This is a genomic window from Actinoplanes sp. NPDC051405 (assembly GCF_055586185.1).
In genome coordinates, this window is the sequence record NZ_JBVJIR010000008.1 from 95,399 (window position 1) to 115,593 (window position 20,195).

General features: G+C 70.7%; 22 protein-coding genes and 2 riboswitches. Of the genes, 9 read left to right on the forward strand and 13 right to left on the reverse strand.

The features are described 5' to 3' along the window. Position 1 precedes the first annotated feature (1 nt). Complete coding sequence (locus tag ACZ6S4_RS18785) at positions 2–706, reverse strand: anti-sigma factor family protein (protein ID WP_465476172.1); 705 nt, start codon at positions 704–706, stop codon at positions 2–4. Further along, positions 703–1,206, reverse strand: a complete 504-nt coding sequence (locus tag ACZ6S4_RS18790) for a sigma-70 family RNA polymerase sigma factor (RefSeq protein ID WP_212991437.1) — start codon at positions 1,204–1,206, stop codon at positions 703–705. The genes ACZ6S4_RS18785 and ACZ6S4_RS18790 overlap by 4 nt, the downstream gene beginning before the upstream one ends. 249 nt (positions 1,207–1,455) lie before the next feature. On the opposite strand from ACZ6S4_RS18790, the gene ACZ6S4_RS18795 reads away from it, so the two are divergent. Next, positions 1,456–2,217 carry a COG4315 family predicted lipoprotein gene (locus tag ACZ6S4_RS18795; protein WP_465476173.1) on the forward strand — a complete coding sequence of 254 codons (762 nt, stop codon included), beginning with the start codon at positions 1,456–1,458 and terminating at the stop codon, positions 2,215–2,217. Here the strand turns inward: ACZ6S4_RS18795 and ACZ6S4_RS18800 are convergent. Beyond that, entirely contained in the window at positions 2,211–3,137 is a 927-nt protein-coding gene (locus ACZ6S4_RS18800; protein WP_465476174.1) for a DUF1996 domain-containing protein, read from the reverse strand. The genes ACZ6S4_RS18795 and ACZ6S4_RS18800 overlap by 7 nt on opposite strands. Positions 3,138–3,290: 153 nt before the next feature. Here ACZ6S4_RS18800 and ACZ6S4_RS18805 point away from each other — a divergent pair, with 153 nt between their 5' ends. From ACZ6S4_RS18805 to ACZ6S4_RS18820, 4 genes are read left to right on the forward strand one after another with little or no spacing between them, the layout of a single operon-like run. Then, on the forward strand, positions 3,291–4,850 hold the full coding sequence (locus ACZ6S4_RS18805; RefSeq protein ID WP_465476175.1) for a GGDEF domain-containing protein: 1,560 nt from the start codon (positions 3,291–3,293) through the stop codon (positions 4,848–4,850). A gap of 39 nt (positions 4,851–4,889) precedes the next feature. After that, a complete protein-coding gene (locus ACZ6S4_RS18810) occupies positions 4,890–5,252 on the forward strand; it encodes a type II toxin-antitoxin system RelE/ParE family toxin (RefSeq protein ID WP_360551122.1) in 363 nt (120 codons plus the stop codon). Beyond that, positions 5,249–5,566, forward strand: a complete 318-nt coding sequence (locus tag ACZ6S4_RS18815) for a helix-turn-helix domain-containing protein (RefSeq protein WP_465476176.1) — start codon at positions 5,249–5,251, stop codon at positions 5,564–5,566. The genes ACZ6S4_RS18810 and ACZ6S4_RS18815 overlap by 4 nt, the downstream gene beginning before the upstream one ends. A 33-nt stretch (positions 5,567–5,599) precedes the next feature. Continuing rightward, positions 5,600–6,118 (forward strand): GNAT family N-acetyltransferase, encoded by a 519-nt coding sequence (locus ACZ6S4_RS18820; protein ID WP_465476177.1) that lies wholly within the window; start codon positions 5,600–5,602, stop codon positions 6,116–6,118. Here ACZ6S4_RS18820 and ygiD read toward each other — a convergent pair. The 7 genes from ygiD to ACZ6S4_RS18855 all read right to left on the reverse strand — a co-directional run bounded on the left by ygiD (position 6,115) and on the right by ACZ6S4_RS18855 (position 11,421). Further along, positions 6,115–6,969 (reverse strand): 4,5-DOPA-extradiol-dioxygenase, encoded by an 855-nt coding sequence (gene ygiD / locus ACZ6S4_RS18825; protein WP_465476178.1) that lies wholly within the window; start codon positions 6,967–6,969, stop codon positions 6,115–6,117. The genes ACZ6S4_RS18820 and ygiD overlap by 4 nt on opposite strands. A 17-nt stretch (positions 6,970–6,986) precedes the next feature. Then, positions 6,987–7,553, reverse strand: a complete 567-nt coding sequence (locus ACZ6S4_RS18830; protein WP_465476179.1) for a hypothetical protein — start codon at positions 7,551–7,553, stop codon at positions 6,987–6,989. Positions 7,554–7,573: 20 nt separating this feature from the next. Next, on the reverse strand, positions 7,574–8,662 hold the full coding sequence (locus tag ACZ6S4_RS18835) for an AAA family ATPase (RefSeq protein WP_465476180.1): 1,089 nt from the start codon (positions 8,660–8,662) through the stop codon (positions 7,574–7,576). Next, positions 8,659–9,282 carry a nicotinamide riboside transporter PnuC gene (gene pnuC, locus ACZ6S4_RS18840; RefSeq protein ID WP_465476181.1) on the reverse strand — a complete coding sequence of 208 codons (624 nt, stop codon included), beginning with the start codon at positions 9,280–9,282 and terminating at the stop codon, positions 8,659–8,661. The genes ACZ6S4_RS18835 and pnuC overlap by 4 nt, the downstream gene beginning before the upstream one ends. Before the next feature lie 31 nt (positions 9,283–9,313). Continuing rightward, positions 9,314–9,661, reverse strand: a complete 348-nt coding sequence (locus ACZ6S4_RS18845) for a hypothetical protein (protein ID WP_465476182.1) — start codon at positions 9,659–9,661, stop codon at positions 9,314–9,316. Between the two features lie 70 nt (positions 9,662–9,731). Continuing rightward, positions 9,732–10,712 carry a glycerophosphodiester phosphodiesterase family protein gene (locus ACZ6S4_RS18850; RefSeq protein WP_465476183.1) on the reverse strand — a complete coding sequence of 327 codons (981 nt, stop codon included), beginning with the start codon at positions 10,710–10,712 and terminating at the stop codon, positions 9,732–9,734. A 64-nt stretch (positions 10,713–10,776) separates the two neighbouring features. Then, a complete protein-coding gene (locus ACZ6S4_RS18855) occupies positions 10,777–11,421 on the reverse strand; it encodes a response regulator (protein ID WP_465476184.1) in 645 nt (214 codons plus the stop codon). A gap of 21 nt (positions 11,422–11,442) precedes the next feature. Here ACZ6S4_RS18855 and ACZ6S4_RS18860 point away from each other — a divergent pair, with 21 nt between their 5' ends. Continuing rightward, the gene (locus ACZ6S4_RS18860; protein WP_465476185.1) at positions 11,443–12,582 is read left to right on the forward strand and encodes a sensor histidine kinase; all 1,140 of its coding nucleotides are present in this window, start codon (positions 11,443–11,445) and stop codon (positions 12,580–12,582) included. 2 nt (positions 12,583–12,584) lie between these two features. Here the strand turns inward: ACZ6S4_RS18860 and ACZ6S4_RS18865 are convergent, their stop codons facing one another. Further along, positions 12,585–13,193: a TetR/AcrR family transcriptional regulator gene (locus ACZ6S4_RS18865; protein WP_465476186.1), complete on the reverse strand. Its 609-nt coding sequence runs from the start codon at positions 13,191–13,193 to the stop codon at positions 12,585–12,587. A 169-nt stretch (positions 13,194–13,362) separates the two neighbouring features. On the opposite strand from ACZ6S4_RS18865, the gene ACZ6S4_RS18870 reads away from it, so the two are divergent. Beyond that, the gene (locus tag ACZ6S4_RS18870; RefSeq protein ID WP_465476187.1) at positions 13,363–14,259 is read left to right on the forward strand and encodes an ABC transporter permease; all 897 of its coding nucleotides are present in this window, start codon (positions 13,363–13,365) and stop codon (positions 14,257–14,259) included. A gap of 4 nt (positions 14,260–14,263) precedes the next feature. Continuing rightward, positions 14,264–15,040 (forward strand): ABC transporter ATP-binding protein, encoded by a 777-nt coding sequence (locus ACZ6S4_RS18875; protein ID WP_465476360.1) that lies wholly within the window; start codon positions 14,264–14,266, stop codon positions 15,038–15,040. A gap of 30 nt (positions 15,041–15,070) precedes the next feature. Here the strand turns inward: ACZ6S4_RS18875 and ACZ6S4_RS18880 are convergent, their stop codons facing one another. Further along, positions 15,071–16,156, reverse strand: coding sequence for a coiled-coil domain-containing protein (locus tag ACZ6S4_RS18880; RefSeq protein ID WP_465476188.1), 1,086 nt, complete (start codon positions 16,154–16,156; stop codon positions 15,071–15,073). A 3-nt stretch (positions 16,157–16,159) separates the two neighbouring features. Continuing rightward, positions 16,160–16,309, reverse strand: a riboswitch (cyclic di-AMP (ydaO/yuaA leader). Between the two features lie 278 nt (positions 16,310–16,587). Then, a riboswitch (cyclic di-AMP (ydaO/yuaA leader) is annotated at positions 16,588–16,723 on the forward strand. 5 nt (positions 16,724–16,728) lie between these two features. Here ACZ6S4_RS18880 and ACZ6S4_RS18885 point away from each other — a divergent pair. Then, positions 16,729–17,745 carry a coiled-coil domain-containing protein gene (locus tag ACZ6S4_RS18885; protein ID WP_465476189.1) on the forward strand — a complete coding sequence of 339 codons (1,017 nt, stop codon included), beginning with the start codon at positions 16,729–16,731 and terminating at the stop codon, positions 17,743–17,745. 63 nt (positions 17,746–17,808) lie between these two features. On the opposite strand, the gene ACZ6S4_RS18890 is transcribed toward ACZ6S4_RS18885, so the two are convergent. Further along, positions 17,809–20,175: a glycoside hydrolase family 65 protein gene (locus ACZ6S4_RS18890; protein ID WP_465476190.1), complete on the reverse strand. Its 2,367-nt coding sequence runs from the start codon at positions 20,173–20,175 to the stop codon at positions 17,809–17,811. Positions 20,176–20,195: the final 20 nt, after the last annotated feature.

The following is a 20,195-nucleotide window of genomic DNA, read 5'->3' on the forward strand; positions in this document are numbered from 1 at the left end:
CTCAGACAGTGGCACTCGTGTACTGCTTGCCCCTCTCGGTCACCACCCGGACCGAGGCCACGTCGGCCGGTGCGACCAGCGCGCTGCCGTCCAGCGTGGTGCCCTCTTCCGCACCCTTCTCGGAGACCACCCAGCTGCCCGCCAGCACCACCGTGCCGTTGCGGGCGACCACCTCGAGCCGGCACCGCTCTCCCGCCGGGATCCCGGCGACCGCGGCCTTGATCCGCACCCAGCCCGGCGCCGGGGCCACCGCCACGGTGATCCGCGCGCCGGTGCCGGCGTCGACCGCGGTTGCCGTCTTCGTGCCGGGAATGGTGGTCTGCTCCACCTGCGACGGCGTCGGCAACGCGATCGGAGCGCCCGGATCAGCAGTGCCCCGGCCCACCACCACCCCGGAGCCGATCGCGGCGGCGACGACCACGGCCGCGGCAGCACTCACCAGCGCCGTCCGCCGATGCCGCCTCCCGGCCGACTCGTCCCGGATCTGCCGCAGCGTGCGCTGCAGCAACAGGTCACCGCCCTCGGGCGGCCCGTCCAGCAGCATCGCCTCGGGCACGGCCTCGAGTGCCATCGTCCACTCCCGCAGTGATTCCACCTCGGCGCGGCACTCGGCGCAGCCGGCGAGATGGTCCTCGACCAGGCGTTCCTGCTCCGCGTCGAGCGACTTCGTCAGATAGCCGGCGAGGTCCACGTGATTCGTCTTCATGAGGCAGACCGTTCCGTTCCGGCTGCGCTCAGCGACCGGAGCTCGCGTAGTGCCCGCAGGGCATAAAAGGAACGCGACTTGACGGTGCCGGGCGGAATACCCAGCGCCTTCGCCGCCTCCGCGACCGTGCTGCCGAGCAGGTAGACCTGCTCCAGCACTTCGCGGTGCTCGGCCGAGAGCCGGCTGAGAGCGTCGATCACCACCACCGAGTTGACCACCTGCTCCGCGTGGTCGCCGGAGACCGCCACCTCGACCGGCGACTCGCGCACCTCGGGAGCGCGGGCGTTACGGGCGCGGATCTGATCGGTGACGATGTTGCGGACCACGGTGAGCAGCCAGCCGCGTACCGAGCCCTTGCCGTTGACCAGGCTGTCCGGATGTCGCCAGGCGCGGACCAGGGCCTCCTGGACCACGTCCTCGGCGGCGGCCCGGTCGCGGGTCAATTGCGTCGCGTACGCGAGCATCGCCGCCCCGTGTTCCGAGAACAACGATCTGACCAGCGCCTCATCGGCCACCTCCCGGCGACGTTGGAGCCTCAACCCCGGCATTTCTTCCCCCCGGTGACGGCGGTTACCACGCCGAGGCCGGCCGGACGGAGCGCGTGTCCGGCCACCCTCGACCCCCGTTTCGTCGGTCTGACTCCCCTCACACGTGCCGCTGGGCCGGATCGGTTCAACACAATTTCCGGCTGAACCGGATCCGGCCCGCGGTCGTGTGGATGGCGTATCGGCTCACCCACAGGGGGAATCATGAAGCGCAGCCGCATCACCGTCGCCATCCTGGCGCTGACCAGCGCGTTCGGCCTCGCCGCGTGCGCACCGGCCGGCACCACCCCGACCGAGGTGCGATTCGTGGCCGCGGAGGGCGAGACGCCCGCCGCGCCGGCGGTGCCGCCCGAGCCGAGCACGGCGCCGGAGCCGGCCGAACTGGCCGCCGAGACCCCGGACCGGTCATCCGAGCCGATCCCCGAGCCGACCGTCGCCAAGACCCAGAAGTGGGTCAAGATCTTCAGCGGTGCGTCCGACCAGGACATCACGCCGCCCAAGAGCATTCGTAAGGGCAGCAAGACGGTCGAGCTCAACACCGCGGAGAACCCGGTCATCGGCACCTACGTCACCGACGGCGCGGGGCGCACGCTCTACCGCTTCGACGAGGACAGCAACAAGCCGCCGAAGGCGACCTGCAACGGCGACTGCGCCAAGGCCTGGCCGCCGCTGCTGATCAAGTCGCCCGGCAAGATCTTCCCGAAGGGCATCAACCCCAAGATCCTGGGGTACGTCGAACGCGCCGACGGGACCTGCCAGGTGACGATCAACGGCTGGCCGGTGTACTACTTCGCCAAGGACGCCAAGCCGGGCGACATCCTGGGTCAGGGCGTCAAGGGCACCTGGTTCGCGGTCGACCCGAAGGGTGGCAAGACCGGGGCGCTGCCCGAGTCCGCCGGCGGGACCGGTGGCACCGCGAACTCCGGTGACGCCGGTGGCGACGCTCCCGCCGACCCGGGCTACTGACAGCTGCGAGCGGCGTTCAGGCACCGTACGACCTCGTTCATCAGGGCATCCGGCATCAGATTGACGAAGAACGCGTGATCGGTCAGCGAACTGTGCCGCTGCGCGTCGAACGAGTCGATCCGGTACCGGGTGCCCGGCGCGATGGCGTAGGCGACGACGATCCGCAGCCGCGGCACCGCGAAGGTCGAGATCGGACAGCCGCCCCCGGGCAGGGCGAAGACGAGCTGCTGGCGGTGGTCGTTGCTGTCCACCCGCCGGCCGTCCCAGCAGCTCGGGAAGTCGAAGACCCGCAGCACCTGCTCACCGCGGGGACAAACGACGTATCGCAGACTGCGGCGCTCGGGACTGCCGGAACAACTCCAGACCGCGGCGGCCCGGGCGCCACCGTTCGTCAGCGCGTACGCGTCCCCCACCGCCCCCCGCAGCAGCCGCGGCATCGCCAGGACCGGCCCCCGTGGGTTGCCGTGGAAAGCGAAGCTGACCCGGACCGGGACCTGCACCGCCCCGCCGTGCGGACCGTCCTGCCGGCCGAAGGTGCGCAGCACCGGCCAGTAATAGCTCGATTCGTCGCCGTTGGTGCAGCTGGTGCCGCCCCCGGCGAGGCTCTTCACCGTGCTGCCGACATCCACCGACAAGTTGCCGAAGAAGTCGTGCAGATGGTGCACCGGCCCGGCCTTGCCCGGCGTCACGACGATGTTGCTGCTGTTGCGATGGCCGTTCTCGTTGCGCCCGCAGTCCCACGTGTACGACCCGGTGGCCGCCTCCACCGGCAGGGCGGCGACCTCGTCGATGTCGACATAGTCCGCACCCAGCGACGGCTGGCGCAGCGTGCCCGCGGTGATCGCGCCGGCGGCGAGCAGCAGCTCGACGGCCAGGGCCCACATGACAGCCCTGCGCCGACCTGTCGCGGCGTACGCCATACCGTCACCTTACGCAAACATTCCGCCCCCGACGCTGGCACAAACAGGACAGTGCAGGCAAAGTGATCGACTTCGGCGGCCATCGGCGTACCCGAATGCAGGCCTATCGGTCCGGTGGATTTACTAACGCCCGGAACGGCTGATACTGGGCAGATGGCGGACTGGATCTCGGGGGACCGACGGTTGCCGGTGCCGGTGACCGTGTACGGGCCGCTCCATCTGCTCGCTCTGCAGGTGCACCGGATGGCGAACGACGGTCAGGCGTACGAAGCTGTCGCGGCGGCCGACGCCTTCCTGATGATCGCCCGGACGGTCCGCGACGACCGGACGGCCCGGTTCCTGATCCAGGGAAAGATGTACGCCCTGCTGGCCATGGGCCGGCTGGTGGAGGGCACCGCGCTCGGCGAGGAACTGCTGCGCACCGCCGGTTCCCTGCTCAGCGAGGCCAAGGCCCGCTGCGACCTGGCCCAGCTGCACCTGCTGCGCGGCCACTACGTCGACTGCATGCAACACCTGGCCCGCGCCGGTGCCCTGCTGAACGCGGGCCCGGCGGGCACGGACCGGCACCGCTCGGCGATGTGCTCGTTCGCCGAGGCCGCCACCGCCGCGGAGATGTACGAGACGGCGGCGACGGCGTACGACCTGCTGTGCGCCTCGGACTCGCCCAACCGCTCGACGTCGTTCGACCTGGTCCACGCGGTGACCCTGCTCTACTGGGGACTGCGGCTCTCGCACGTCGGCCGGGCCGAGGAGGCCCGCAGCAAGCTGCGCCGCAGCGCCGAGATCACCCGGCACCGCCTGGACTCCCAGCCCGACGTGCACGCGACGGCCGTGCACGCCCTGGCCCTGGCCAAGCTCGGCGAGACCACAGTGGCCGAAAAGCTGGCCCGCGAGGTGGTCATGCCGCTGCGCGGCGGCGGCACCCACCAGTACGCCCGGATGGCCCACCTGGCACTGGGCATCAGCCTGCGGGCGCACGGCTTCCCGCACGAGGCCCGCCGCGAGTTCATCGCCGCCCGCGAGCTCAGCGAACACGGCTCCCGCCCCGACGAACGACCGATCATCCGCTTCGAACTGGCCCTGACCGCCCTGGAGATCGAGGACTGCCAGTCCAGCCGCGACCTGTTCGAGACGGTCGAGGGCCAGATGCGCGAGCTGTGGCGGCTGCGGCTGCAACGGCTGGCGATGCTGCGACAGGCGGGCCAGCGCGAAGAGGCCGAGGCGGCCCGGGCCCGAGCGGAACGGGAGATCCTGCTCGACCCGCTGACCGGCCTGGGCAACCGGCGCCGGTTCGACCTGCTGATCGAGGACGTGGACCGGGCCTCGGGAGCGCGGCCGCTGACGGTGCTGCTCATCGACCTGGACCACTTCAAGGCGGTGAACGACGCGTACTCGCACAGCGCGGGCGACCGCGCCCTGCGCGAGGTGGCGACGATACTGCGCGCCCACTGCCGCACCGGCGACGAAGCGGTCCGGTACGCGGGCGACGAGTTCGTGGTCTTCCTCCAGGGCGACGGCACGACGGGCCGCGAGGTGGCGGAACGCATCCGCACAGCGGTGGCCGCGGCGACGATCCTGCCGGAGGTCCGCCTGACGGTGAGCGTGGGCGTAGCAACGTGGTCCCCGGGCATGACGGGCGACGCCCTGTTCCGGGCAGCCGACGACCGCCTGTACGCCGCCAAATGGAGCGGCCGCAACACCACCGCCGCCTGACCGGCCCGCCAAAGGTATAGCTCCCACTATACTTTCCGGGTGGCGGACGATGAGTGGGACGTCTATGTCGTCGACGAGGTACGCGAGTGGATCGAGTCACTCGATCCTCAGTCGTTCGCTCGCGTGGTTCAGACCATCGACCTGCTCGCGGCAGCCGGTCCCGGGCTCGGCCGACCGCTCGTGGATTCGATCCGCGGATCGTCCGTCGCGAATCTGAAGGAACTCAGACCAGGATCGATGCGGATCCTCTTCGCCTTCGACCCCTGGCGTTGCACCATCCTGTTGGTGGCGGGTGACAAGGCCGGGCAGTGGAACGCGTGGTACAAGACAGCAATACCGTTGGCCGAGCAGCGTTACGAGGTCTACCTGAAGGAACGCGCCGACGAGGGGGGTACGCCATGAGTGGATATGCACGGTGGCAGGACATCCGCGCCGAGTACGTCGAGCGGGCCGGCGGGGAGGATGCCGTCGAGGCCGGGAAGCAGGAGCTGCTCTCCGTCGTCCTCGGGCATCGCCTGGCCGAGGTGCGCCGGGCCCGCGGGCTCACGCAGCAGCAGGTGGCCGAGCGGATGGGCGTGACCAAGGGCCGCGTCTCGCAGATCGAGCAGGGCAAGATCTCCGGGCAGGACGTGCTGGCCCGGTTCGCGGAGGCGCTCGGCGGCCGGCTCCACCAGGCGATCTACTTCGAGGACGGGGACATCGCGGCCATCGCGTGACGGGGACGCCCCGGGGCAGGGCAGGATCTTCCCGTGGAGACCAGGGGACAGCACGTTCGGATCGTTCATTTTTCGGGGCCGGCTTTTGCGGCGCTCGCCGCCGGTGATCTAGCTGCGGCGCAGGCCGTCAGCCCGGTCCCGCTGTCGGATTTTCTCGCCGGCCCGGAGAACCGCGGTGTCTGGGAACGGCGGCGTGACCAGGTCCAACAGGATCCGGCCGAGGCCGGATGGGTCACCGGAATCATCTGGGACGAGCGGCGGGAACTCGCGGTCGGGCGGGCCGGTTTCCACTCCCGGCCCGACGCCGCCGGCCTGGTCGAGATCGGTTACGCCGTGGATCCCGCGTACCGGCGGCAGGGTTATGCCCGGGCCGCGTTCGAGGCGTTGCTGGCCCGGGCCGCCGCCGACCCCGAGGTCCGGACCGTGCGGGTGACGATCAGCCCGGACAACGTCGCCTCGCTGGGACTCGTCGCGCAGTACGGCTTCACCGAGGTCGGCGAGCAGTGGGACGACGAGGACGGGCTGGAGATCATCTACGAGAAAGCGGCCTAGATGTTGACGCCGTCGGCGGGCAGGCCGGCCGGGATCGCCGCGGCCGCGGTGGTGTCCGTCGACGGGGTCGCGGCCGGCAGGCCCAGTGTGTACGCCGTCATCGACAGGCTGCCGTACGCGTACCCGTCGACCAGCACGTCCGTGCCCTCGCCGCTCGCGCCCGCCAGTCCGGCCAGGTAGAGCAGCGGGAGAAAGTGGTCCGGGGTCGGCACCGCGTGCCGGAAGTCGCGGTGGGCGTCCAGCCGGGCCGCGTTGAGCGGGTCGTCCAGCATCGTCTCCTTGGCGTCGGAGTCGAAGCGTTGCGCCCAGTCGAAGCCCGCCTCCGGCATGTCGCGGTTCACCCCGCCCAGATTGTGCACGACGTTGCCGCTGCCCAGGATCAGCACGCCGGACTCGCGCAGCGGAGCCAGCTTCGCACCCAGTTCCAGGTGGTAGTCGAAGCCGCGGTCGGCGTTGATCGAGAGCTGGGTGACCGGGATGTCCGCGTCCGGGAAGGCGTGCACGAGCACCGACCAGGTGCCGTGGTCGATGCCCCAGGAGTCGATGTCGGCGCCGACCCAGGTCGGCTTGACGATGTCGCTGACCTCGTCGGCCAGCTCGGGCAGGCCCGGCGCCGGGTAGTCGACGTCGAAGAGCTGCTGCGGGAAGCCGAAGAAGTCGTGGATCGTGCGGGGCCGCGGCATCGCGGTGACCGCGGTCGCGTTGATGTACCAGTGCGCCGACACCACCAGGATCGCCCGGGGCCTCGGCACCGACGCGCCGAAGGCCCGCCACGCCTGGGTGTAGCGGTTGGTCTCGAGCGCGTTCATCGGGTTGCCGTGGCCGATGAACGCGGCCGGCATCGTGGTCATCGTTGCAGCTTAAACCTTCACCGCGGGTAGACGACCCCGGAACGGCCGCTGTACGGGTGCCGGGTGCCGTCCAGCTCGTGGCCGGTGTTCGGCGCGTCCAGCCAGACGATGTAGGGCACGCCCTTCTTGAGCCCGGTGATCGTGGCCGTGACGGTGCAGCCGGTTCCCGCGGGCACGTTCTGCCAGGTGTAGGCCGGTTGGTTGCCGGACACCAGCGGCTGCTTGACCGCGGTGATCCGGTAATTGGAGTCGTACTGGCGGGGCCAGGTCACGGTGAGCTTGCCGGCGCCGGGCACGACCTCGATCGGGATCAGCGGCGGGTTGACGGTCCAGTCCTTGGCGCAGCCCGGCTGGACCGGCAGGAACGACACCGGCGGCAGGACCGGCGGCCGGGAGGCGGCCGGCGACGTCACCGGGCTGGGCGTGGCGCTGCCGGTGGCCACCACCAGCCAGTCGCCACCGCCGGCGATCGGGGTGGCGCTCGCGGCCGCGCCGGGGCTGCCCGCCGACGAGCCGAGCATGCCGCAGCCGCCCAGGGCGATCGGCAGGGCCAGCAGCGGGAGCAGGAGTTTTCTGAGCCGCATGCACCTTGCTTCGGCCCCGATCAGGAATGGCTTAGCGGAGGAGCAAAAGACCACCCGGACGCCAGCAGGTCGTCGCAGGCGGCGACCGCGGCCCGCAGCCGGGCCGCATGACACCCGGTCAACACCCGAGACGGTACGCCGCGAGCAGCCAGTTCACGCTCGAAGCGGGCAGTCATCCACGCCCGTACCCCCTCGCCGTCGCGCAGCCCGTCGTCGACGAACGGCACGCCCTCGTGGTGGGTCAGCAGATACAGGTCGGGTGCCCGTACGCGTTCCACGACGCCCGGCGAGGTCGTCCAGGCGCCGCCCTCGCCCAGATAGCGCTCTTCCCAGATCGTGGTGGCCAGGGCGTCGGTGTCGCCGAAGAGGATCGGCGCACCGTCGCGGGCGGCGCTGTCCTCGGCCGCGTTCTGCTCGGCGGCGACCGTCACGAAGTCGTCCCGCCCCCACGCCACGTCCTCGACGACCGCTTCGGGCCGGGTCCGGCGCAGGTTGTCGAGCTTGCGCGCCGTCAGCTCGCGGCCGAACTCGGGCACCCAGCGAGTCCGCGCCCACACCCCGCCCCGCGTGCGGTAGTGCCGGGCCAGGGCCCGGGCCATCGTCGTGGTCCCGGTGGACTCGGCCCCCACGACGATCACCCGGCGGGTCAGCCACGCCCGCACGCCGGGACCGAGCAGATCCCAGTACGCGACCGGATCGGCCCGGACCGCCGTTCCGGACACCGGTGTCTTGATCCGCTCCGGGTCGACGGTGACGGCCTGCGCGCCGAACCGCCGGGCCAGCTCCTCGCCGTACGCCTCGGAGGAGAAGACCGCATCCACCCGGTCCGGCCCGGCGGCCGCCCGGAACACGGCCGTGTGCAACTCCCAGGCCCGGGGGTCGGCGTAGTCGACCGGGTGATCGTCGTGGACGCCGACGAAGCGGACGTGCGCCGGGTGGGCCTCGCGCAGCCAGGCGAGACGCAGCTCCAGCGGTACGGACTCCCGCGAGCTGGGCGCCACCACGACGGTGACCCGGTCACAGGCGGCGGCCGCGGCATCGATCAGCTCGTGGTGCCCGGCGTGCGGCGGATAGAACTTGCCCACGATGAGGCCGTGCCCCCACCTCATACGGCCACCGTGTGCCGGGTGCGCAGCGCCGCCCGCCACGCGCGCAGGCCCAGGGCGCAGAGCACCAGGAACGCCACGTAGAGCAGGGCGGTGAGCCAGAGGTCCTTGTAGCCGTACAGCGGGATGTAGATCAGGTCGGCCGCGATCCAGAGCCACCAGCTCTCCACCAGCTTGCGGGTCTGGCCGTAGGTGGCCAGCAGCGACAGCGCCGTGGTGAGCGCGTCGGCCAGCGGCACGGTGGAGCTGGTCAGCCGGTCGAGGAAGAGCCAGAGACCCCCGGTGAGCAGCACACCGGCGACCGCCAGGCCGAGCCACTCGGCCCTGGTGGTGGTGCGCACGGTCAGCGGGGTGCGGCTGGCGCCGCCGTAGAGCCAGGCCCACCAGCCGTACGCGCCGAGCACCACGTAGACGATCTGCAGGCTCGCGTCGGCGTAGAGGCCGGCGGACCAGAAGACCAGCATGAGCAGCAGCACGTTGAGGATGCCCACCGGCCAGTTGAGGATGTGCCGGCGCACCAGCAGTCCCACGTTCACCAGGCCGGTGCCGAAGCCGAGCACCTCGGCCCAGGTGGTGCCGACCCCGAAGGCGGTGAACGCGACGCCGGAGAGCCAATCGATCATCCGGTCAGCATCGCACCCGGCATCGGCGGTGTCAGGCCCGGAACAGCTGGTGCCCGGCCATCTCCAGGGCGTCCTCGGCCACCGTCACCGGCGTCCGCAGGCCCGTGTCGTCGCGCAGCACCAGTCCCGCCCCCTCGGGCCGATAGGTGCCCTTGGCGGGCCGCCGCCGGCCCGCGACCTGACCCAGGTAGGACCAGTCGGCGCCGAGCCGCAGCCGTACCGTCTTGTCGGCGCTGAGCCACAGCCCGGCGAGCACCTCCGCATCGCCGGCGGCGGCCGGGACGGGCACGGCGAGCTGCTCGGGGGCGACGCCGCCGAGCGCGAGCGTGAGCAGCGACGTCGCACCGAAGATGGTCGTGTCTACGCGGGGATTTCGCATGGGTGCTCCGGGGGGACGGCGCGGGGTGGGGCCCCTAGCATCGGCACGACCCACGTCCCGGTTGAGCACTTCAGGGCGTGATCGCGTCCACCCGGTTGGTCCACAGCCAGCCGGACCAGCCCGCGGGCACCTGGGTCAGATCCGCCGGCCGGTCGAAGCCCGCCGACCAGGGTCCGTCCCCGGCCACCAGCACCACCCGGGTGTCGGCGGCCCGCATCCGGTCGACGAAGAGGTTGGGCCAGCCCCACAGCAGGCGGCCGTAGCGTTGCGGCAGGTGCAGCTCGGTGTGCCGGCAGGCGTCCGGGACGTGACCGGTCCAGCCGGTGCCGAGGTAGCGCACCAGGCAGTCCTTCATGATTTTCTTCGAGGTGGCGCGGAGCTGGGGCAGCCGGTCCGCGACCGCGGCGACCGACGCGTCACCGCCGTACACGCTGATCGTGGTCAGTCGCTCGGCCGGCAGGGTGGCCAGATAGCCGGCCAGCCGTTCGCCCTCGGCCGGGTCGTCGTTCTTGAGGTCGACGAGCAGCTCCCGGCCGGGGAACGCGGTGACGACCTGGTCGAGCGTGGGCAGCAGCCCGGTTCCTGTGCCGCGCAACGGGTAGGTGGCGCCGGCGTCGGCCGTGTAGCCGTACCCCAGGTCGAGCCGGCGCAGCTCGGCGAGCGTGTGTTCGCGCACCTTGCCGGTGCCGTCGGTGCGGCACTCGAGCGTCGAGTCGTGGAACACGGCGAGCTGGTCGTCGGCGGTGACCTGGACGTCGACCTCCAGCATGCCGGCGCCCGCGGCGAACGCCGCACGCATCGACGGCAAGGTGTTCTCGATGTAGCTGTGGTCCGGCGGGTGGATGCGACCGGCGGTGCAGGTGTCGTTCCTCACCCCGTCCAGCAGGAAGGTCTGGGCGATCCCGCGGTGTGCCAGCAGCAGCGGGCGGCCGTCCCCGCCACCCCACAGCGCCGAGCTGTTGCCCACCCAGAGCCCGGCGGTGATCAGCAGGACGACGCCGAGGGTGAGCCAGAGCCGGCGGAACCGGCGCGCGCGTTTGTCGTGGGGCATCCGGGCAGCTTCGCAGCGGGCGAGGCGCGCCGGAACCGGCGAAGGACGTAGCCGGGTTATGTCCTTAGGACAGGTCCCGGGCGAGCAGGGCGGCCTGGGTGCGGCTGGTCACCGAAAGTTTGGCCAGCAGGTTGCTCACGTGGGCCTTGACCGTGCGTTCGGCGAGGGCCAGGTCGCGGGCGATGTCCTGGTTGGTCAGGCCCCGCCCGAGCAGGGTGAGCACCTCGCGTTCGCGGCCGGTCAGGGTGTTCAGCCGGGCCGCGGTGTCCGCCGGAGGCGCGGCGGTGACCGAGGGCCAGAGCAGTTGGGCCGCCGAGGCACTCAGCGCGGTGACCCCGGCGTGCGCGCCGCGGACGGCCGCGGCGAGCTCGCTGCCGCCGGCGTCCTTGAGCACGAAGCCGTCGGCGCCGGCGGCCAGCGCCCGCTGGATGTCCGAGGCCCGGCCGACCGTGGTCAGCATCAGCACTTTGGCCGGCACCTCGGGCAGGCGGGCGCGCACCTGACCCAGTACCCGTACCCCGTCCGCGCCGGGCAGATAGAGGTCGAGCAGGATGACGTCGGCGGTGAGCGGGTCGCCGGCCAGCAGCTCCAGCAGGGCGGTGCCGTCCGGCAGCTCCGCGACCACCTCGAGATCCGGCTGGGCCCCCAGGATCAGGCTCAGCCCTTCCCGGACCAGCGCCTGGTCGTCGACGACGGCAAGCCGGATCATCGGGCCATGGTAAGCAGTCGCATGGCGTTCAGGATCACGGCCGGCCGGCTGCGCGGGCATTGGCAGCCGCTGGTGGATCTCGGCCTGGGTGCGGCGACCGCCCTGCTCTTCGTGCTGTCCGGCACGATCGTCTCGGCGCCGCTCGCGGTGGCCCAGCTGTTGCCGCTGGTCTGGCGGCGGCGTTTCCCGGCCGCGGTGCTGATCGTCGTGGGCTGCGCGACCGCCGCGCACACCACGCTGGGGATGGCCCGCGCGGTCGGCTTCTTCCCCGCCACGATCGCGCTCTACACCGCGGCAACCCACCGCTCACCGGTGATCCGGTGGGTGCTGTGCCCAGCGGTCGGGCTGGTCATGGCGGCCGCCAGCGCGGTCCGGCACGGTCCGGTCGAGGGTCTGCTGATGGCCTTCGTCACCGTGACGGTGGCGTGGCTGGCCGGGGTGGAACGCAGCGAGCACCTGCGCCAGCGCGCCGAGGCGGAACGGCAGCGGGCGGAGGCGAAGCACCTGCGGCTGGAACGCCGGATCGCCGATCAGGCGACCGCGGCCGCCGAGGACCGGGAACGCCTGGCCCGGCGGGTGCACGACACGCTCGCGCAAACGGTGACCGTGATGCTGCTCCAGACCGAGGCGCTGAAGGCGACCACGCCGCTCGGCGACGCCACCCGGGACCGTCTGGACGTGGTGCTGCGGGCCGGCCGGGAAGCGTTGACCGAGGTCCGGGCCGCGCTGGCCGACGCCGACGACCCGGACCCGGCGACCCGGCTGGCGGCGCGGCTGGAGACCCTGGGCGCGGCAGGGCTGCGCCTGGCGGCAGACCCACCGGACCTGCGGAACGTGCTGGCGCCGCCGGTGCTCGCGGTCGCCGACCGGTTGATCGGCGAGGCCGCGACGAACGCCCTGCGCCACGACGGACCCGGCGCCCTGCTCAGCATCAGCACCGAGCACGGCGCGGGGACGCTGATCCTGCGGATCACCAGCGAGCCCCCGGACCCGCCGCGATCTCGGCCCGGGCGGGAGGCCGGCGGCTTCGGCCTGCTCAGCCTGGCCGAGGACCTCGCCCGGTACGGCGGAAGCCTGGTCCACGGTCCACGCGCCCCGGCCGGCTGGCGGATCGAGGCGTCGTTCCCGCTGCGGGTGGGGAACGCCGTCGCGGGCCGATGACCTCAGTGCGCGGGGCGGGTCTCCTGCAGCGCACGCAGGACGGCGTTGCTGAGGTTCTCGAGGTAGTCGTCGTCGATCGGGGTGCGCGAGACCGCCAGCCGCCAGTACAGCGGGCCCAGCATCATGTCGACGGCCAGGTCGGCGTTCGTGCCGGGGGGCAGCTCGCCGCGCTCGACGGCCTGTCCCACGATCTTCTCGCCGACGGCCAGCTGGTGGGTGCGCAGCGCCCGTTGCAGCGTCTCGGCGATCTTGGGGTTGCGGGCCGCCTCGGCCATCAGGTCCGGGATGATCTGAGACGCGATCCGGTGCTGCAGGGCCCTGCTCACGATGAACAGGAGCAGTTGCAGATCGCCGGAGAAGCTTCCGGTGTCGGGCATCGGCACGCTACGCTCCGCCACGGCGGAGACGATCTCGAGGACCATCTCCAGCTTGTTGCTCCACCGGCGGTAGATCGCGGTCTTCCCGACGCCGGCCCGGCGCGCCACCGCCTCGATGGACAGGCGCCCGTAGCCGACCTCGGCCAGCTCGTTCATGACCGCGTTGCGGATGGCCGCGGTGATGTCCCCGCGGAGCACCGCCGCTCCGGCGGGTGCACGTTTCGCTGTAACCACGAGTGCACTATACGCCAGGACGCAACGGTTGCGTTCCGGCGCTAGTTCGGCTACTTTCGGGGCTGACGTCGATACGACGCCGTTCCATCGCGGCACACTGTTTAGTGTGTTCCCGCGCAAGTCATCCAGGTCCCCCATCCCCAGCGGACCGACCAGATCGGAGCGCCCCATGCCTCAGACGGCGGTCGCCGATTCCGAGACCGGCCTGACGCTCAAGGAGCTGGCCCGTAAACACGGGCTCAGCGCCGCCGGGAAGCTGCCTTCCCTGCCTGAGTACACGCGTCAGCTCTGGGCGTACCGGCACTTCATCGCGTCGTACGCCAACGCCAAGGTTGCCTCGTCGCTCGGCAAGACCCGGCTCGGTGTCTTCTGGCAGGTGCTGACGCCGCTGATCAACGCGGCTGTCTACTACTTGATCTTCGGCGTGATCCTGAACACGAAGAGCGGCGTCGACAACTTCGTCGCGTACCTGTGCACCGGCGTGTTCATCTTCGGCTTCACCCAGTCCACGGTGTCGGCGGGCATCCAGGCGATCACCGGCAACCTCGGGCTGATCCGGGCACTGCACTTCCCGAGAGGCAGCCTGCCCCTGGCCATCACCATGGTCGAGGTCCGCAACACGCTCGCCTCGCTGGCCGTGCTGATGGTCATCGTGGTCGGCTTCGGTGAGCCGATCACCCTGGAGTGGCTGCTCATCGTGCCGATCTTCCTGCTCCAGGCCGTGTTCAACGCCGGCCTGGCCCTGGCCGGCGCCCGGCTGGGCAGCAAGATCCCGGACGTCCGGAACCTCATCCCGTTCGTCATGCGGATGTGGCTCTACCTGTCGGCCGTGCTCTACCCGGTCACCCGCTTCACCGACCACCTCAGCGGCTGGAAACTGACCCTGGTGGAGGCGAACCCGATGCTGGTGTTCATCGACCTCATGCGGCACGCGCTGATGGAGGACGTGCCGCTCGCGGCGAGTCCCACGGTGATGTGGCTGGAGGCGCTCGCCTGGACGTTCGTGGTGGGTCTCGGGGGTTACGTCTACTTCTGGCGCGGAGAGAAGGGCTACGGCCGTGGCTGACAACATGACCGGCGGCGACCGGCGCGATCCGACGGTCATCGTCGACGACGCCCACGTGGTCTATCGGATCCAGCAGTCGGCGACCCCGGGCACCGGCAGCCCGCTCGCCAGCTTCAAGCGGCTCGTCACCGGCACCAAGCCGGCGACCATGCGTGAGGTGCACGCCATCAAGGGTGTGAGCTTCGTCGCGTACAAGGGTGAGGCCGTCGGCCTGATCGGCACCAACGGCTCAGGCAAGTCCACGCTGCTGCGGGCGATCGCCGGGCTGCTGCCGGTCGAGCGCGGTGCGATCTACGCGGCCGGCCAGCCGTCCCTGCTCGGCGTCAGCGCGGCCCTGATGAACGACCTGCCGGGTGAGCGCAACGTGGTCCTGGGCTGCCTGGCCATGGGCATGTCCCCGGCCGAGGTCAAGAGCAAGACCAAGGACATCATCGACTTCTCCGGCATCAACGAACGCGGTGACTTCAGCTCGCTGCCGATGCGGACGTACTCGTCCGGCATGGGGGCCCGGCTGCGGTTCGCCATCGCGGCCGCCAAGCAGCACGACGTGCTGCTCATCGACGAGGCGCTGGCCACCGGCGACGCGAAGTTCCGCCGGCGCAGTGAGCAGCGGGTCCGGGATCTGCGCGCGCAGGCCGGCACCGTGTTCCTGGTGAGCCACAGCGAGCAGTCGATCCGCGACACCTGCGAGCGGGCCATCTGGCTGGAGTCGGGCCTGATCCGCGCCGACGGCCCGACCGATGACGTGCTGAAGGAGTACGAGGCCTACGTCAAGCGGTAGGCCCCGCACTCCCGTGATCAGCGCATCAGGTCAGCGCATCGACAGGTGCACGTGGTTGGTGTGGTCGCTGCTCGGGTCGCCACCGGCGCCCGAGTACGACTTCCAGCCACTGCTGGGCAGCCAGATCCGCCGGAACCAGATGACATAGAGCACACCCAGCCGGCCGGCGTTGTTGATGAAGTAGTTCGCCAGCCGGTTGCCGTAGTCCCGGCTGGCCCCGGTCGCGTCGCCGCCGAAGCCACCCTTGTCGGCGGCGAAGTCACAGGCCCGGCCCTTCGGATGCTCACCGCTGTTCTGCTGGCGGAAGCAGGCGACGAAGCGGGTGAAACCGTCCTTCTTCGCTTCGTTCATCGCGTGCAGGGTGCGCGGCGTGATGCATCCCGAGGTGGTCGGGTCGTTGGCGCTGCAGGACTCGCTCGGCAAGGAGCCGTCCGAGTTGCGTGGCGCGGCCGCGGCCAGCGCACTGCTGCCGCCGTCACTGGAGGAACCGCCGCCGGACGACGAACTGGTGGACCCACCGTCGGCCGCGCTGGCGGCGTTGGCGGCCTTGAGCGCGTCCTCGGCCTGGTTCTTGCGCTTGGCCATGACGGTGAGCTGGCGCTGCTGCTCGCGGACGGCGGTGTCGATCGCCGTCTTGGCCTGCGCCTGCTGGTCCCGGCTGTCCTTCAGGTCGCGCACCGCACGGTCCTGCTTGACGGCGATGGTCTCCAGGGTCTGCGCCCGGTCCAGCATGCTGCCGGTGGAATCGGCGGTGATCATCGCCGACATCGGCCCGAGCCGCCCGGTGCGGTACGCCCGCTGGACGATCTCGTCCAGCGCCGCCTGCTTGGGGCCGAGCTGGGTGTCGAGCTCCTTGAGCTTGGCGGTCAGCTGCTGCTGGCGCTTCTTGGAGCGGTCCAGTGCCTCCTTGGCCTCGACGAAGCCCTTGGACGCCGCCTCGAGCTGCTTGATGAGGGACTTCGAACCGCCCTCGCCGTCGTCGCCCGAGTCGCCCGGCGCGGCGAAGGGGCGGGGTGCGGCGGTGGCGGAGGTCGGGGCGGCGAGCGCCAGCCCCGAGGTGGCGACGAGGACCGCGAGCACGGTCGCTAATCGCCGGCGGACAGGGTTGAGCCTCACGAACATTCCTTCCGTCGGCCGCCGACCGAGTTAGCTGACGGGTTCGGGACGGAAGCGATCCCTACCGATCGCGCGGGGGTGCGCGGATCGGATTCACCCCATTACTCAAGTGGTTCCCCGGCTCGCCGTGCGGCGATTAGGCGGCGGTCTGCGCTGAGACCGTGACGAACACTACCCATCAATGCTAGGAATCGACAGTCGTCACACGGTGCGCAATGGATCGTGCACTGATGGTGAGCAGTTGCCGGAAAGAATGCAACGACTCACATTAATGCGTCGTTACGGGCTATGACCTGCGTCATTCCATCGAGCGGTGACGGAAAGTCGTTGCCCGGTAACCCTTTTACCGTTCGCGGCAGCGCTGTCAGTTCGGCCGTTGTCAGGTAAGCTGGCCGCCGGTCACTGCCAGAAGGCGCTGCCCCCAAGGCGCCGGCAGCCCACCATCTAATCGTCGCAAGATGAGCCGGGGAACCACAGAACTACCGGGGTGAATCCACGAGTCAGTGGTAGGGATCGCTTCCGTCCCGAACCCGTCAGCTAACCCGGCCGGTGGTCACGCGGAAGGATTCTGAATGACGGCAAGACCCCGCCGGTGGCTGATCCTCGCCCTGGCACCGCTCGCCGCGGTCACGATGATGCTCGTGCCCGCATCCCCGGCGAACGCCGGTCCGGACGGCACCAACTCCACCGCCGACGACGGCGACGACAACCCGCTGCTGAACGACGTGCTGGACTCCACCGGCCGGCGCTATCTGACGGCGAAGGCGGCGGTCGCCAAGTCGACCAAGACCCAGCTCGGTCTCGCCCTCAAGGTCAAGAACGCCGAGGCGAAGCGCGACCTGCTGCTGCCCGAGGTGGGCGCGGTCGCCGCTCAGCAGTACCGCACCGGCGGCATCTCGACCATGGGCTTCCTGCTCAACACCACCAGCCCGGACGGCTTCCTCAAGAAGGCGGTCTCCCTGGAGGAGATCAACGCCCTCAACGACGGCAAGCTGCGCGAGCTGGACCAGGCCATCGACGAGGTGACCGCCAACAAGACGCGCCTGGACCAGGAGGTCAAGGCGCAGAAGCAGAACCTCGCGCTGATGGAGAAGCAGAAGGAGTCGGCGGAGAAGGCGCTGGCCCAGGTCGGCGGCAAGTCGGTGACGGGTGGCTTCGTGGTCGCCAAGTCCCGGGTCGCCGCCCCCGCACCCCGCAACTCCGACGGCGAGTTCGGCCCGGAGTCCTGCAACGTCGACGACCCCACCACGGGCGGCTGCATCACCGCGCGGACCTTCCACATGTACAAGGAAGTGAAGAAGGCCAAGTTCAACCGGTTCGTCGGTTGTCACCGCAACGGCGGCCCGTTCGAGCATCCCAAGGGCCGCGCCTGCGACTGGTCCCTGCAGAAGAGCGGCTTCGCACCCTGGCACAACCAGGACACCCGGGAGTACGGCAACAACCTGATGGCCTTCCTGGTGCGTAACGCCGACCGGCTCGGCATCCTCTACGTCATCTGGAACAAACAGATCTGGTTCCCGGCCACGGGCTGGAAGTCGTACCACGGTCCCAGTGATCACACGGACCACGTACACGTCTCGATGCTTTAGCGCGGCAAGCGCAGAGAAGCCCCCGTCCTCCTCGCGGAGGACGGGGGCTTCTTCGTTGCGGAATCAGACCCCGGTGGCCCGGCGCACCGGGGCGCGACCGGCCGGCTGGCTGGGCGCGGGTCCCGTCGGCGGCGCCGGCGGGATCGGCAGCACGACCGGCTTCACCTGGGTGATGGTGACCTCTTTGCCGTGGTGCAGCAGGTCCAGACGCGCCGAACCACCGCCGTTGCGCAGCGAGTAGGTCACCTCGTCGGCCGTGACCTCCACCCGCAGCCGCAGGCCGCGCCAGAGCAGCGAGAACTCCAGCGCGTTGATCCGGCTGGGCAGCCGGGGCGCGAAGGACAGCTGCCCGTTGAAGTCACGCATGCCGCCCAGGCCCGCCACCAGGGCGATCCAGGAACCGGCCAGGGACGCCACGTGCACGCCGTCCCGGGCGTTCTGGTGCAGGTCGTGCAGGTCCATCAGGGCGGCCTCGCCCAGATAGTCGTGGGCCAGCTCCAGGAAGCCCACCTCGGCGGCCATGACGGCCTGGATGCAGGCCGACAGCGACGAGTCCCGCACGGTACGGGCGTCGTAGTACGCGAAGTTGCGGGCCTTCTCCTCGGGGGTGAAGGCATCACCTCGCAGGTACATCGCCATGACCAGATCGGCCTGCTTGACCACCTGCTTGCGGTACAGGTCGAAGTACGGGTAGTTCAGCAGCAGCGGGTACGCCTCCGGCGGGGTGTTCTCGAAGTCCCACTCCGCCAGCCGGGTGAAGCCCTCCGACTGCTGGTGCACGCCGAGCTCCCGGTCGTACGGGATGTGCACGGAAGCCGCCGCGTCCCGCCACGACGCCGACTCCTCGTCGTCCACGCCCAGCTTGCGGGCGAGCTCCGGGTGCCGCTTGGCCGCGTCCGCCGCGGCGAACAGGTTCTGCTGCGCCATCAGGTTGGTGTAGACGTTGTCGTCGACCACGGCCGTGTACTCGTCCGGGCCGGTGACGCCGTCGATGTGGAAGCGGCCGTGCCGGTCGTGGTGCCCGAGCGAGCGCCACAGCCGGGCGGTCTCGACGAGCAGCTCCAGGCCGTAGTCGCGCTCGAAGTCCAAGTCGCCGGTCGCCGAGACGTAGCGCCGCACGGCGTCGGCGATGTCGGCTCCGATGTGGAACCCGGCGGTGCCGGCCGGCCAGTACGCCGAGCACTCCTGCCCGCGGATCGTGCGCCACGGGAAGGCCGCGCCCTGCAGGCCGAGGGTCTGCGCGCGCTCCCGGGCAAGATCCAGAGTGGAGTGCCGCCAGCGCAGCACGTCCGCCGCGGCGGCCGGCTGCGTGTACGTCAGGGCGGGCAGCACGAAGGTCTCGGCGTCCCAGAACGTGTGACCGTCGTATCCGGGGCCGCTGAGGCCCTTGGAGCCGATCGGTCGTTGCTCGGCCCGGGCGCCGGCCTGCAACGTGTGGAACAGGCCGAAGCGGACGGCCTGCTGCACCTCCGGGTCGCCCTCGACCTTGACGTCGGAGTGGTCCCAGAACGCGTCCAGGTATTCCCGCTGCGCCTCGACCAGGCCCTCCCAGCCATCCAGCCGGGCGCTGGCCAGGGCCGCGCCGACCTGGTCGCGCACCGCGGGCAGCGAGCGGTTGCTCGACCAGCCGTACGCGGCGATCTTGACGACCCGCAGCTTCTGGCCCGGCTCCAGCTTGCAGGCCACCGTGGTGCGCAGCCAGTCCGGGTGGCCCTCGGTGGTCACCGCGTGCTTGCCCGGCGTCTCCACCACGTGCTCCATCGCCGCGGCCATCCGCAGGTCACTGGCCTTGGTGCGGTGCACGAGCAGGCCGCCGGTGCGCTGCTCCAGCATCTCCTCGGCCTGCAGCGGGTGGTCCAGCACCGCCGCCACCCGCGGGTCCTTGCTGGTCGCCGGGAGCTGCTCGTTGGCCACCAGCTCGGACTGCAGGATCAGCCGGGCGGAGGCGTCGAGCGGCTCCACCTCGTACAGGAAGGCGACGATGGCGCGGTGGGTGAACGACACCATGCGTACGGTGCGCACGCGGATCGCCTGACCGGAGGGTGAGACCCACTCCACGATCCGCTCGAGCGTGCCCGCGCGCAGGTCCAGCGAACGCTCATGGGAGCGCAGCTCGCCGTAGCGCACGTCGAACGGCTCGTCGTCGACGAGCAGCCGCATGAGCTTGGCGTTGGTGACGTTGACCATCGTCTGGCCCGACTCGGGGAACCCGTAGCCCGCCTCGGCGTACGGCAGCGGCCGCAGCTCGTAGAACGAGTTGAGGTAGGTGCCGGGCAGGCCGTGCGGCTCGCCCTCGTCCAGGTTTCCCCGGATGCCGATGTGGCCGTTGGCCAGGGCGAAGACCGACTCGGACTGAGCCAGCACATCCAGGTCCAGCCGGGTCTCCCTGATGTGCCAGGGATCGACGGGGTAGGCCCGTTCACGGATCACGGTGGTGCCTCTCGCAACTG

Bases quoted from the DNA above. Each gene is read 5' to 3' on its own strand.
- ACZ6S4_RS18785 (WP_465476172.1), bottom strand. From the start codon at position 706: ATGAAGACGAATCACGTGGACCTCGCCGGCTATCTGACGAAGTCGCTC.
- ACZ6S4_RS18795 (WP_465476173.1), top strand. From the start codon at position 1,456: ATGAAGCGCAGCCGCATCACCGTCGCCATCCTGGCGCTGACCAGCGCG.
- ACZ6S4_RS18800 (WP_465476174.1), bottom strand. From the start codon at position 3,137: ATGGCGTACGCCGCGACAGGTCGGCGCAGGGCTGTCATGTGGGCCCTG.
- ACZ6S4_RS18805 (WP_465476175.1), top strand. From the start codon at position 3,291: ATGGCGGACTGGATCTCGGGGGACCGACGGTTGCCGGTGCCGGTGACC.
- ACZ6S4_RS18815 (WP_465476176.1), top strand. From the start codon at position 5,249: ATGAGTGGATATGCACGGTGGCAGGACATCCGCGCCGAGTACGTCGAG.
- ygiD (WP_465476178.1), bottom strand. From the start codon at position 6,969: ATGACCACGATGCCGGCCGCGTTCATCGGCCACGGCAACCCGATGAAC.
- ACZ6S4_RS18830 (WP_465476179.1), bottom strand. From the start codon at position 7,553: ATGCGGCTCAGAAAACTCCTGCTCCCGCTGCTGGCCCTGCCGATCGCC.
- ACZ6S4_RS18835 (WP_465476180.1), bottom strand. From the start codon at position 8,662: ATGAGGTGGGGGCACGGCCTCATCGTGGGCAAGTTCTATCCGCCGCAC.
- pnuC (WP_465476181.1), bottom strand. From the start codon at position 9,282: ATGATCGATTGGCTCTCCGGCGTCGCGTTCACCGCCTTCGGGGTCGGC.
- ACZ6S4_RS18845 (WP_465476182.1), bottom strand. From the start codon at position 9,661: ATGCGAAATCCCCGCGTAGACACGACCATCTTCGGTGCGACGTCGCTG.
- ACZ6S4_RS18850 (WP_465476183.1), bottom strand. From the start codon at position 10,712: ATGCCCCACGACAAACGCGCGCGCCGGTTCCGCCGGCTCTGGCTCACC.
- ACZ6S4_RS18855 (WP_465476184.1), bottom strand. From the start codon at position 11,421: ATGATCCGGCTTGCCGTCGTCGACGACCAGGCGCTGGTCCGGGAAGGG.
- ACZ6S4_RS18860 (WP_465476185.1), top strand. From the start codon at position 11,443: ATGGCGTTCAGGATCACGGCCGGCCGGCTGCGCGGGCATTGGCAGCCG.
- ACZ6S4_RS18870 (WP_465476187.1), top strand. From the start codon at position 13,363: ATGCCTCAGACGGCGGTCGCCGATTCCGAGACCGGCCTGACGCTCAAG.
- ACZ6S4_RS18875 (WP_465476360.1), top strand. From the start codon at position 14,264: ATGACCGGCGGCGACCGGCGCGATCCGACGGTCATCGTCGACGACGCC.
- ACZ6S4_RS18885 (WP_465476189.1), top strand. From the start codon at position 16,729: ATGACGGCAAGACCCCGCCGGTGGCTGATCCTCGCCCTGGCACCGCTC.